Source organism: Bacterioplanes sanyensis (assembly GCF_002237535.1).
GTDB lineage: Bacteria > Pseudomonadota > Gammaproteobacteria > Pseudomonadales > Oceanobacteraceae > Bacterioplanes > Bacterioplanes sanyensis_A.
This window is the reverse complement of sequence record NZ_CP022530.1, coordinates 699,865-711,403: the sequence shown is the minus strand read 5'-3', so window position 1 is coordinate 711,403 and position 11,539 is coordinate 699,865. Positions and strand designations below refer to the sequence as shown.

The 11,539-nt window shown below is 56.4% G+C and carries 10 protein-coding genes; 1 reads left to right on the top strand and 9 read right to left on the bottom strand.

Annotation, left to right across the window (positions count from 1 at the left end):
• Window positions 1-8: 8 nt before the first annotated feature.
• Both CHH28_RS03255 and parC read right to left on the bottom strand, forming a co-directional pair.
• Complete coding sequence (locus tag CHH28_RS03255) at window positions 9-746, bottom strand: NRDE family protein (protein ID WP_094058959.1); 738 nt, start codon at window positions 744-746, stop codon at window positions 9-11.
• Window positions 737-3,007: a DNA topoisomerase IV subunit A gene (parC, locus tag CHH28_RS03250; protein ID WP_094058958.1), complete on the bottom strand. Its 2,271-nt coding sequence runs from the start codon at window positions 3,005-3,007 to the stop codon at window positions 737-739. Before parC ends, CHH28_RS03255 begins: the two co-directional genes overlap by 10 nt.
• 281 nt (window positions 3,008-3,288) lie before the next feature.
• On the opposite strand from parC, the gene CHH28_RS03245 reads away from it, so the two are divergent.
• The gene (locus CHH28_RS03245) at window positions 3,289-4,143 is read left to right on the top strand and encodes a pirin family protein (protein ID WP_094058957.1); all 855 of its coding nucleotides are present in this window, start codon (window positions 3,289-3,291) and stop codon (window positions 4,141-4,143) included.
• On the opposite strand, the gene CHH28_RS03240 is transcribed toward CHH28_RS03245, so the two are convergent.
• The 7 genes from CHH28_RS03240 to cpdA form a co-directional block, all read right to left on the bottom strand.
• Window positions 4,124-4,444 carry a hypothetical protein gene (locus tag CHH28_RS03240; protein ID WP_094058956.1) on the bottom strand — a complete coding sequence of 107 codons (321 nt, stop codon included), beginning with the start codon at window positions 4,442-4,444 and terminating at the stop codon, window positions 4,124-4,126. The two genes, CHH28_RS03245 and CHH28_RS03240, sit on opposite strands and share 20 nt — an antisense overlap.
• Window position 4,445: 1 nt before the next feature.
• Window positions 4,446-4,745: a hypothetical protein gene (locus CHH28_RS03235; RefSeq protein WP_094058955.1), complete on the bottom strand. Its 300-nt coding sequence runs from the start codon at window positions 4,743-4,745 to the stop codon at window positions 4,446-4,448.
• 6 nt (window positions 4,746-4,751) lie between these two features.
• A complete protein-coding gene (locus CHH28_RS03230) occupies window positions 4,752-5,276 on the bottom strand; it encodes a hypothetical protein (protein WP_199243995.1) in 525 nt (174 codons plus the stop codon).
• A 30-nt stretch (window positions 5,277-5,306) separates the two neighbouring features.
• Complete coding sequence (locus tag CHH28_RS03225; RefSeq protein WP_094058954.1) at window positions 5,307-8,081, bottom strand: EAL domain-containing protein; 2,775 nt, start codon at window positions 8,079-8,081, stop codon at window positions 5,307-5,309.
• 33 nt (window positions 8,082-8,114) lie between these two features.
• Window positions 8,115-10,004, bottom strand: a complete 1,890-nt coding sequence (gene parE / locus CHH28_RS03220) for a DNA topoisomerase IV subunit B (RefSeq protein WP_094058953.1) — start codon at window positions 10,002-10,004, stop codon at window positions 8,115-8,117.
• Window positions 10,005-10,077: 73 nt separating this feature from the next.
• A complete protein-coding gene (locus CHH28_RS03215; RefSeq protein WP_094058952.1) occupies window positions 10,078-10,668 on the bottom strand; it encodes a YqiA/YcfP family alpha/beta fold hydrolase in 591 nt (196 codons plus the stop codon).
• On the bottom strand, window positions 10,669-11,475 hold the full coding sequence (gene cpdA, locus CHH28_RS03210; RefSeq protein WP_233243730.1) for a 3',5'-cyclic-AMP phosphodiesterase: 807 nt from the start codon (window positions 11,473-11,475) through the stop codon (window positions 10,669-10,671).
• Between the last annotated feature and the right edge of the window lie 64 nt (window positions 11,476-11,539).

The following is an 11,539-nucleotide window of genomic DNA, read 5'->3' as shown; positions in this document are numbered from 1 at the left end:
CAGCGAAATCAGAGCGACCAGTGCCACTGACATTGGTGCGTGACTTGGGCCAGATTATCGAACCCTTGTTCAGCAATCCATACGTCTTGTGGCAGCAGCTTCACCGCCGTTTGGCAGCGCGTGCCGTAGTGGTCGGAAATGTGGATATGCTGGGCGGACAACTGACGCTCCAGCGTTTGGGCAACGCCAGTGTTGGGCAATATTTCATCGGCGAACGGTTGGCGCCGGTTTAACAAGCCAAGCGGCAGTTCGGTCGATGACCAGTCTCGCAGCTGCTGTTTCGCCAGCTCGGCTTTTGGCCAGGGGGTATCGAGTTGGGCATTGCTGAGTGCGTGAATGCCGGCAGTGATCTGAGTGGCAGCGTTGCCGCCATGGTTGCTGAAGTACCACAGCTGCGACAGGTCGCCACAGATGAAATTGAAATGGCCGTAGTGGGCGCCGTCAATCTCGGCCAGATAATCCTGCGGCTCCGCCGAACCGGCCAAAAACTGCAGCACCAGCTCACCGCGTGAGCGCGGCTGTTCGGGCGCAGGGTCTGGGGTGCGGACATTGGTCAGCATGGCGATACGACCAGTGCGATTGATGCCCAACCACGTACCGCCTTGGGTCAAATCGCGGCCGGCCAGAATGCTTGGTTGCTCTGGCCAGATGTGCATGGCCGCCGCCGGACGCTGATAAAACTCATCGCGATTGGCGGCCAGTAACAGCTGCTTGCTTGGCTGCCAATCAAAAACGATCAGACACATTCGTCGTCTGAGCGCAGGACTATCATGGCGTCCACATTCTGGAAACCACGCGGCAGTTTGTTGCCTCGGCGTCCGCGCTCTCCTTGGTAATGCTCAAGGTCGGCAAACTTCAGTTTCATGTGACGCTTCCCTGCTTGCACTTGAATGACATCGGTGTCACTGAAGGCGACGGCAGCAATCATTAACTCCTCGCGGGAAGCGGCACGCGCGGCGCTGATGTTGATCATCTTGTTACCCTTTCCGCGCGCCATTAACGGCAAATCGGCTGCCGGGAAGACCAACAGGCGCCCTTCGTTGGTCACCGCTGCAATCCATTGTTGCGCTGGGTCCGTGACTGCGGCCGGGGCCAGAATACGGGCATTGTCGGGCACGGTGATTAGCGATTTGCCCGCTTTGTTTTTACTGAACAAGTCACTGATGTGGGCGATAAAGCCATAACCAGCGTCGGTGCTGAGCAAGTAGTGGTCGTTGTCATTGCCCATCAGCACCGACAAAAACTCACTGCCAGACGGCGGGTTTAGCCGTCCAGTCAGAGGTTCACCCTGACCACGAGCCGAGGGCAAAGTATGCCCCGCCAGACTGTAAGCGCGGCCGCTGGAATCAATAAACATGGCGTTTTGATTGCTGCGGCCTTTGGCACTGGCCAGATAGCCGTCACCGGCTTTGTAATTCAGGCTGCTGGCATCGATGTCGTGCCCTTTGGCGGCGCGTATCCAGCCTTTTTGTGACAGCACCACGGTAATAGGGTCGGACGACAGTAACTCGGTTTCGCTGAAGGCTTTGGCTTCGCCGCGCACCACCACTGGTGAGCGACGGTCATCGCCGTATTTTTCGGCATCGGCGGCCAGTTCTTTTTTGATCAGTGTTTTTAAACGCCGATCCGAGCCAAGGGTCTTCTCCAGCTTGTCGCGTTCTTGTGACAACTCATCCTGCTCGGCGCGAATCTTCATCTCTTCGAGCTTGGCGAGGTGGCGCAGCTTCAGCTCCAAGATGGCCTCAGCTTGCGTCTCGCTGACCCCAAAGCGTTGCATCAGCACCGACTTGGGTTCGTCCTCGGTGCGGATGATGTGGATCACCTCATCAATGTTGAGGAAGGCGACCAACATACCTTCAAGAATGTGTAGGCGCGCCAGCACCTTGTCCAAGCGGTGCTGTAACCGGCGACGTACGGTGCCGGTGCGATATTCCAGCCACTCCACCAACATGGTGCGCAGGTCTTTGACCTGTGGACGGCCATCGAGGCCAATCACATTCATGTTAACGCGGTAGTTTTTCTCTAGGTCGGTGGTGGCAAACAAGTGCGCCATCACCGCTTCGCAGTCCACTCGATTGGACTTCGGCACGATCACCAGACGAGTCGGGTTTTCATGATCGGATTCGTCTCGAAGATCCGTCACCAGCGGTAGTTTCTTCGCCTGCATTTGCTGGGCAATTTGCTCCAGAATGCGCGCGCCAGAAACTTGGTGCGGCAGCGCCGTGACGATGATTTCACCATCGTCGACTTCGTACACGGCGCGCATTTTTATCGACCCGCGGCCAGTGCGGTAGAGTTTGCGAATGTCGTCTTTTGGGGTGACGATTTCAGCGTCGGTGGGGAAATCTGGCGCCTGGATATGCTCGCACAATGCGTCCATATCGGCGCTGGGCTCGTCCAGCAAGCGAATACAGGCACTGGCGACTTCGCGCACATTGTGCGGCGGAATGTCGGTGGCCATGCCCACGGCAATGCCCGTCGTGCCATTCAGCAATACATTGGGTAAGCGCGCTGGCAAGGTGGTGGGCTCATCGAGGGTGCCATCGAAGTTGGGCTGCCAGTCGACGGTGCCTTGGCCCAGCTCGGACAACAACACATCGGCAAACGGTGACAGCTTGGCTTCGGTATAACGCATTGCCGCGAAGGATTTTGGGTCGTCCGGCGCGCCCCAGTTGCCCTGGCCATCAATCATCGGATAGCGATAGGAAAACGGCTGAGCCATCAGCACCATGGCTTCATAACAAGCGCTGTCGCCGTGCGGGTGGTACTTACCCAGCACGTCGCCCACGGTACGTGCCGATTTTTTGTACTTAGCGGTGTTTTTCAGCCCCAGCTCGCTCATGGCGTAGACGATACGGCGTTGGACCGGCTTCATGCCGTCACCAATGTGCGGCAAGGCGCGATCCAAAATCACGTACATGGAGTAATTGAGGTAGGCGCTCTCGGTGTATTGGCGCAAAGACTGGCGTTCGACGCCGTCGTCGGTGTAACTGATTTGATCCGTCATGAGCGTGTGGCTGACTGCTGTATGGAAAGACAGTGATTGTGAACGACAGCCCGCAGCGGAACAACCATCTCACGCGGTGGCGGTGGCATAAATTCGAAATACTGGAATGAAAGTGGCGAAACATTGCAATTTTTGTTCTTTGTTGTGCATCGATAATGAGCAGAGGCTCACGCAATTGGCGCCGGTACTAGACTCTACAGGGCTGTTGCTGAGCAATGTGGTAGCAAAGCGCCGATACCGCGAAGCCGGTCAGGCGCATTCATGGACTTTGGAGACAACCGATGGCGACTCGTATCGAAGGCGATAAAAAAGATCTGGACGGTTTCAGTGTTAATCGCATCCTGCCCAATCGGGCAAAGAAAATGGTCGGTCCCTTTATCTTTCTGGATCACATGGGCCCAGCCCAGTTTGAAGCGGGTCAGGGCATAAACGTCAGGCCACACCCGCATATTGGTCTGGCGACGCTGTCGTATCTGTTCTCTGGCAGCATGTTGCATCGCGATAGCTTGGGCAATGTGCAGGAAATTTTTCCCGGTGAAGTGAACTGGATGACCGCCGGCCGCGGCATTGTGCACTCTGAGCGCGAAACACTGGAGGTGCGCGCCGGCGAGCACGAGCTTAACGGCTTGCAGTTCTGGCTAGCGCTGCCGCCGGAGAAGGCGGAAATCGCACCATCATTTCAACATGTGGCTAAGCAAGCGCTGCCACATCGTTATCAAGGCAATACCTACATGCGTTTGGTGGCGGGCGAAGCGTACGGTTTGACCTCGCCAGTGAGAACCTATGCACCGATGTTTTTATTGGACGTGATCAGCGCCGCCGGCGAGCGCATCGAGTTGCCCAGCGGTGCTGAGGAACTAGCCGTTTACATTCAGCAGGGCTCGGTAGCAGTGGGAGATGATCACTACAGCGCGGGAGACTTTGTACTGCTGGAGGGTGATGAAGTGCTAGCGCCACAGAATTATACGCGGTTGGTATTGCTGGGCGGTGATCGCTACCACGAAGTGCCCTACATCCGTTGGAACTTCGTGGCTTACAGTCGCGAGCGCATCGCCCAGGCCGAGCAGGATTGGCGCGAGGGACGCTTTGCGGTGGTCCCAGGCGACGAGGACGAATTTACTCCGCTGCCGGGTTAACACATAGGCCAGTCAAATGAATGCGATTGGTCCAATGCAAAAAGCCGTGGCTGGTCGAATAGCGTGTGCTGATCGCCGTCAGTTTGCCTGGGCATTGCTGCAGTAATTGTCGACGGGCGTCGTCGGCGTATTGAGTGTCGAAGGCAAAACCCAGCACTACGCTTTGCTCGCCACTGGCTTCCAAGGTTGTGGCTGGCTGCTGACCCAGGGTGGGCTCGACGTCGCTGACATGATGCAGGTGCACCGAGTGTGTGCAGCCGCCGAGCAACAGCAGGGCGATTACCAAACTGAAAATGCGCATATCACCCCCGGTTGCAATAACCACTGACGATCACCTCACGCTGCAAAATCAAAAAATACAGAGTGTTTTGATACTTGGTGTAGACGCCTTCTAACTTGCCGCCAACGCACTGCTGTTGCAGATCTGCCATGGCCTGGTCAGCAAAGTCATTATTAAACGCAATCCCTAGCAGTGACCAATGGTCGGCTTGGCTGGATACTTCGTTTTGACGTTGTTGGGGCACTTGCGTCATCGAGATCGAGTTGAGACTGACGCAGCCACTCAGTAACGCCAACAAAGCAGCGGTGAACAACACTTTCATAACCAATTAACTCCGCGGATGAATACAAAAACCGTCGATACGCACCACCTCGCCCGACACCGGACCGTAGGCAATGCCCTCACGAATAGAACGCAGGCCTGTCAGCTGGCCACTGGGGCATTGCGCCAGAATGCTGGCCAGAATGTGATCGCTGTAACTGTCATCAAATACTGGGTTGCCGGTGCGTGGCCCCATATTGATCAGTGCCAGAATATCGCGCAGCGCTTGCAAGTCTTGTGAGGCTTGGCCGCTGCTCAGCTGGCGGGCAATTTCGGCGCCAGCGGCCATGTCCAGACCCAGCTCGTTGACGGCAAAACTGACAGGCGTTAGTTGGCCTGCGCTTTGGTCGAGGCTGCCAAATTGAACCTGATCCAGTCGTGCGCAACCGACGCTGGCCAAGCTCAGCAGGAGAAATATCAGTCGCATAAATGCTCTTTCTGTACTGGCGCTACGCAGCGCCATAATGACGGATGTGTCGCCGGTGGAGGCCGGCGCTGTGTGTTTGCGCAAGTCTGCGCAAACGGGCAGCATGATAGAAAATCCGGCTGAACCCAGGCTGAATCAGCGGCGGTATTGGTTAAACAGGGTATCGCTGTCGAGGGGATGACTGAAAAAATAGCCCTGCATCCATTCGCAGCCCAAGCGCTGCAAGGCTTCGGCTTGGTCTGCGGTTTCCACACCTTCGGCGATGACCAACATGTTCAGGCTGCTGGCCATCAAGATAATGGCACGCACGATTTCGTAATCGTTGGGGTCGGAGTTGATGCCAGCGACAAATGACTGGTCGATCTTCAACGCTTTGACCGGCATGGCTTTGATCTTACTGAGAGACGAGTAACCGGTGCCAAAATCATCGATAGCAAACTCCACTCCCATGGCTTGCAGCACCTCGATTTGCCGGGCCACTTCGGTGGTGCTGCTCATCATTAGCGACTCAGTCACCTCCAGCTCAAGCCAGTGGGGATCAAATTGCAAGGATTGCAGTATCTGCTGAATACGGCGGGCAAAGTGACCATCAATTTGAATGGCAGACACATTCACCGCCAGCTTCTCCAACTCCAAGCCGTTGCGGCGCCAGTGTAAAAAATGCAAACAGGCATTTTCCAATGCCCACAAGCCAATATCGGCCATCAGACCGGTGGCTTCGGCCAGCGGAATAAATTCGTTCGGAGTAATGTGGCCATGCACCGGATGTGGCCAGCGCAACAACGCTTCGACCCGTCGTGGAGCGGATTCACCGACATGAAACTGTGGTTGATACACCAGTGTGAGCTGTTGCTGTTGGATGGCCTGGCGCAAGTCCTGCTCCAGGTTAGCGCGCTTGGATTGCCCATCGTCACTGCTGGCATCGTACATACAGCAGCGATTGCGGCCTTGCGACTTGGCCTGACTTAATGCGCTGTCGGCGTGTCGCAGCAGTTCGTCGATGTGTTCACCGTGGCGCGGAAAAATACTCACACCGATGCTGGCGTTAACGCTCAGCAAATGCCCTTGCAGGCTATACGGCTGTGCCAATGCTTGCAGCAGCTGCTGGCACTTGTCGCTGACGTGCTGCGGATCGTCCACCTGCGTCAGAATCACCACAAACTCATCGCCACCCAGGCGCGAGCAAATATCGGAGTCACGCACATTGCTGTGCAAACGCTGGGCGACATCACGCAAGAGTAAATCGCCAATGGCGTGTCCGAGGGTGTCGTTGATGTCTTTAAAGCGGTCCAAGTCGACGTACACCACGGCAATCTGTTCTGAATTGCGCTGCGCCATTTGCAGAGCGTACGTCAGGCGTTGATACAGCAAGGTGCGATTGGGCAAGCCGGTGAGGCCGTCATGGTGGGCCATGTGCTCCAAGCTTTGCTGGGTCTTGCGCAGCTCGGTGATATCGCGGGCAACGCCGATCAGCCCAGCAACAGCGCCGCTCTCGTCGAGCAGTGGGGTTTTGGTGGTTTGCAGCAACGCCAAGCGGCTACTGGAATCCTGTATCCACTCATCCAGTGTGCGTCGCTGCTGGCCGTCGATGACGGAGCGATCGACATGTTGGATTTCCGCGGTTTGCTCTGCGGTAAACAGCTCACGATCGTTGACACCCTCCAGCTGCTCTGCGGTCTGACCGAGGAACTGAGCGGTGGCGGCATTGCAAAAACGATAGTGGCCGGCGCTGTCTTTGATAAAGACGATATCGGGCACTGCATCCAGTGCTTGTTGCAAGGACTGCAGTTGCCGGCGGTGCTGTTGGTCACGCAAACGGCTTTGTTGCCATTTAAGCCACAGCCAAAACAAGGGCGCGATAAACAGCAGCATCGCCGCCGCCGCGAACAACAGCAGCTGATGCAACTGCAGCCAAGCGGATGGTTCATCGTTAAGCCACAAGGTATCTTCTGGCATCAGCTGGGCACTCAAACCGTATTGAGCAAACAGCGCCTTGTCAGCCAATGGCACTGCCGGTGTACTCCAGTTGACGTCGATGTCATTGATCCGCTGGCCAGCTAACACCTGTAAGGCTTGGCGGGCGGCTAGGCGCACGTGCTGACGATGGTCCACCACAATGCCGCCGATGATGCCTCGGCCAATGCCGTGGCGATACACATGCAACAGCGGCGCTGCGGTGGTGTGGCTGATAAACCGCAATGCGCCAGGAAAGGTCTTGTTCTCGCCTAAACGGTCGCGATAGCTAGAAAGCAGCAGTACTGGGTCGGTGTTGGCATCCAGCTGCTGGGCCAGCTCTGACCAGCTGAGTTTGGTGAGCGACAGTATGTTGATCGGTTGTCCAACGCCACGGCTGGCGGCTTTGATTTGCTCCAAATCAGCAAGGCTGGTGGGCCTGCCATCGGCGATCACACGCAGCGTCTGTTCGGCAAAAAAGGTGCGATACCAGGCCATAAATTCGGCGCCGGGCAACCCTTCAAACTGGCCGGTATAACCGCCATTGCCACGCACTAAACGGATCAGGTTGGCGTCATTGACGCCGAGAAACACCACCGGCGTGTTATTCAGGTGGGGACGGGCGTGGTAGTGAACCAAACGAAGGGCGTTGTCATCGGCGGTGATAATCAGATCATAGTGCGCCAGCGGTCGGCGCATCTTCAGTAGCTCTAGCGCTTTGGCTAGGTATTCAGCGTTATTGTTGTGTTTACTGTAGAGGAACTCGACGTGCAGTTGCAGCGGCTGCTGTGATTCTGACTCTAGAGTGTGGCGAACGGTGTCGACAATCAGGTGACTGGTGGGGAACATCGGGTCGTAAGACAGCAGCAGCAGAACCTGGGCTGGTTCTGCCTGAACTTTGGCGGGTGCCGTTAGCAGCCATAGGGTGGCTGCTAAGATGATTGCTTTGATTTGCATCCCCAAGACGTCCTGTAGTGGGGATTGGCCGTATCAAGCAATCTCCACTTCGTTACCGCGTTGCTCCAGCCAGCCTTTGCGATCACTGGCGCGCTTTTTCGCCAGCAGCATGTCCATCAGCTCGTCGGTACCATCTTCCGGATCCAACGTCAGTTGTACCAAGCGACGGGTGTTGGGATCCATGGTGGTTTCGCGCAGCTGCATGGGGTTCATTTCGCCCAAGCCTTTAAAGCGCTGAACATTGACCTTGCCGCGTTTTTTCTCTGCCTTAATGCGCTCCAGTATGCCCTGCTTCTCAGCCTCGTCCAATGCGTAATAGACGTCTTTGCCAACGTCTATGCGATACAGCGGCGGCATGGCAACGTACACATGGCCTTGCTGCACCAGCGGGCGAAAGTGGCGCACAAACAACGCACATAACAGTGTAGCAATGTGCAAGCCATCGGAGTCGGCATCGGCTAGGATGCAGATTTTGCTGTAGCGTAAACCATCCAACTCATGGCTGGCGGGGTCGATGCCAAGAGCAATAGCAATGTCGTGCACTTCTTGTGAGGCGAGAATCTCTCCCGACTCTACCTCCCAGGTGTTCAGGATCTTACCGCGCAGCGGCATGATGGCCTGGAATTCACGATCACGTGCCTGCTTGGCGCTGCCGCCGGCGGAGTCACCTTCCACCAAAAACAGCTCCGAGCGTTGACCGTCCTGGCTGGTGCAATCGGCCAGTTTGCCGGGCAATGCTGGCCCTTGGGTAATCTTCTTGCGGGCCACTTTCTTCGCTTTGCGTAAACGGCTTTGCGCCGAATTAATGGCCAACTCGGCAATGTGCTCGGCTTCGGCGGTGTGCTGGTTGAGCCACAAAGCAAAAGCGTCTTTAACAACGCCTGAAATAAACGCCGACGCCTCACGTGAGGACAGGCGCTCTTTGGTCTGTCCGGCAAATTGTGGGTCCGCCAGCTTAGCCGACAACACATAGGCACAGCGCTCCCAAATGTCATCAGGAGTAAGCTTGACGCCACGCGGCAGCAGGTTGCGAAACTCACAGAACTCGCGCAAAGCGTCCAGCAGACCGGAGCGGAAACCGTTCACGTGTGTTCCACCCTGGGCGGTGGGAATCAGGTTAACGTAGCTTTCTTGCAGCAGTTCGCCGCCTTCTGGCAGCCAGTGCACGGCCCAATCGACGCCTTCGGTATCGCCCAACATAGAGCCGGTAAATGGCTCGGCTGGCAGCACGGTTTCGCCACTGGCACTGATGCGCAGGTAATCGGTCAAGCCGTCTTCATAGAACCATTCGGCGCTGTCTTCGGCATTGGGGGCGTTGAACTTGATGCGCAGGCCAGGGCACAGTACCGCTTTAGCCCGCAGATTATGTTTCAGCCGCGGAATGGAAAACTTAGCGGAATCAAAATATTGCGGGTCGGGCAGGAAGCGCACACTGGTGCCGGTGCGGCGCTTGCCACATTGGTCGATGACTTCCAAATCCAGTGCTTTGTTGCCGTCTTTAAAACCAATGCGCTGCACTTCGCCACCGCGCCAGATTTTAACTTCCAACATGGTCGACAGCGCATTCACAACGGACACGCCGACACCGTGCAAGCCGCCGGAAAAACGATAGTTGTCATTAGAGAACTTACCGCCGGCATGCAAGCGCGTGAGAATCAGCTCTACGCCGGACACCCCGTGTTCCGGGTGGATATCGGTGGGCATACCACGACCATCGTCCTGCACTGTCATGGAGCCGTCGCCGTGCAGCGTGACCTCAATGCTGCTGGCATGACCGGCCAAGGCTTCATCCACGGAGTTGTCTATCACTTCTTGCGCCAAGTGATTGGGCCGGGTGGTATCGGTATACATGCCGGGACGTTTGCGTACCGGATCCAGTCCGCTCAGTACCTCAATGGATTGGGCGGTGTACTGCTGTGACATAGCAACCTCAAAGGTGGAACCACTGCGCCAAGCGCAGTAAGAATTAGGCAATGCAGGCGAGTATAGCCGGGCCCTAGCGCTGCGAAAACTGCATCAGCATGGGCAAGCGTTGGACGAAGTTAACGAAACTGTGGTCGCCACCGCCTTCCAACCAGGCTGGGCTGTTGCGGTAATAGTGTGCCGCCAGGCGATAGTCCAGAGTTTCATCGCCCGTTTGCAGTAGCAATAAACAGCGCTGCGGATACTGCAGCTGTGGGCAATAGAACCGGCGCAGCTGGTCAATGTGTTCAGTCTCGAGATGGTGCACTTCGCCGGTATGAAAGTGAGTGTTAGGGCCGAGATAGTCGGCGAACAAATCAAACGGACGTACGGCGGGATTAATTAACGCTGCGCTGCAGGGGTAGTGCTCAGCCAGCCAGGTTGCGTAATAGCCGCCCAAGGAACTGCCGATGATCAGCACGGGCGTGTTGGGATGCTCCTCAAGCAAGCGCTGCAGTTCCGCTTCGGCAACGGCCATGGCCTGTTCAGGGGCAAATGGCAAGGTGGGGATGCTTAGCCTATGCGGGCAGTGATGCTGCTCGTACCAGTCGTGCACTTGCTGCGCTTTGAGCGAATGCGGCGAGCTGAGAAATCCGTGCAAATAAAGACAGACCGGGAGGGCCACTCAGTAGCCCTTAACCGAATAATCGATTTCGAAGTCGATGCCTTCGACACGGCTGACGCCGGTATCAAGCCGACCGTCTGCGTGCAGTTCTAACCAGCGGTAACCGGGTGCCAGGGTATCGACCGCAAAGTCTTCGCTGCCAGGAGCGAATTGCACGCAAGTAGAAGGCGTCGATAACAGGCGCACGCCGTTGCGGTCCTGGTCACTTTCCTGATGCACATGACCCCACAGCAGGCAGCGCACGTGGGAGTGTCGATCGATCACCTCAAGCAGTTGGTCGGCGTTGCGAATGCCGATGGTGTCGATCCAGCGGCTGCCCATGTCGACTGGGTGATGATGAAACGTCACCAAGCTGTGTAAATCAGGCCGTTCAGCCAGTGTCTGATCGAGAAAATCCAACTCGCTTTGACTGATGCGTCCATATACTTTGCCGGCCACCTGGCTGTTGATCAAAACCACTTGCCAGTGTGCAGAACGCACCACGCGGATCAGGTGGTCACCGGGAATATCGGCGCTTTGCATCGCACTGCGCTCATCGTGATTGCCCGCCAACCAGAAAGAGGGCACAGGAAAAGCGTCTAACGCGGTGCGCAGATGTTGGTAAGAACGAGGTGAGCCGTCCTGCGACAAATCGCCGGTGACCAAGATGGCGTCAATGTGGGGCTGTTCCTGGCGCACCAGATCGAGCACACAATTAAGGCTGTGCAGCGTTTTCATGCCCAGTAGGTGACCGTCCTCGGGCTCATTGAGGTGAGTATCTGTAATTTGTATCAGTTTTAATGAGCCCGACTGCTGTAACGTATACAAGCGGCACCTCATCCCTAGTTTTTTTGTAGTGTGTAACTTTACCTGTGGTGCCGTAAACCCTGTG

Excerpts from the sequence above, each read along its gene's own strand:
- CHH28_RS03255 (WP_094058959.1), bottom strand. The coding sequence starts at position 746 with ATGTGTCTGATCGTTTTTGATTGGCAGCCAAGCAAGCAGCTGTTACTG.
- parC (WP_094058958.1), bottom strand. The coding sequence starts at position 3,007 with ATGACGGATCAAATCAGTTACACCGACGACGGCGTCGAACGCCAGTCT.
- CHH28_RS03245 (WP_094058957.1), top strand. The coding sequence starts at position 3,289 with ATGGCGACTCGTATCGAAGGCGATAAAAAAGATCTGGACGGTTTCAGT.
- CHH28_RS03240 (WP_094058956.1), bottom strand. The coding sequence starts at position 4,444 with ATGCGCATTTTCAGTTTGGTAATCGCCCTGCTGTTGCTCGGCGGCTGC.
- CHH28_RS03235 (WP_094058955.1), bottom strand. The coding sequence starts at position 4,745 with ATGAAAGTGTTGTTCACCGCTGCTTTGTTGGCGTTACTGAGTGGCTGC.
- CHH28_RS03230 (WP_199243995.1), bottom strand. The coding sequence starts at position 5,276 with ATGCTGCCCGTTTGCGCAGACTTGCGCAAACACACAGCGCCGGCCTCC.
- CHH28_RS03225 (WP_094058954.1), bottom strand. The coding sequence starts at position 8,081 with ATGCAAATCAAAGCAATCATCTTAGCAGCCACCCTATGGCTGCTAACG.
- parE (WP_094058953.1), bottom strand. The coding sequence starts at position 10,004 with ATGTCACAGCAGTACACCGCCCAATCCATTGAGGTACTGAGCGGACTG.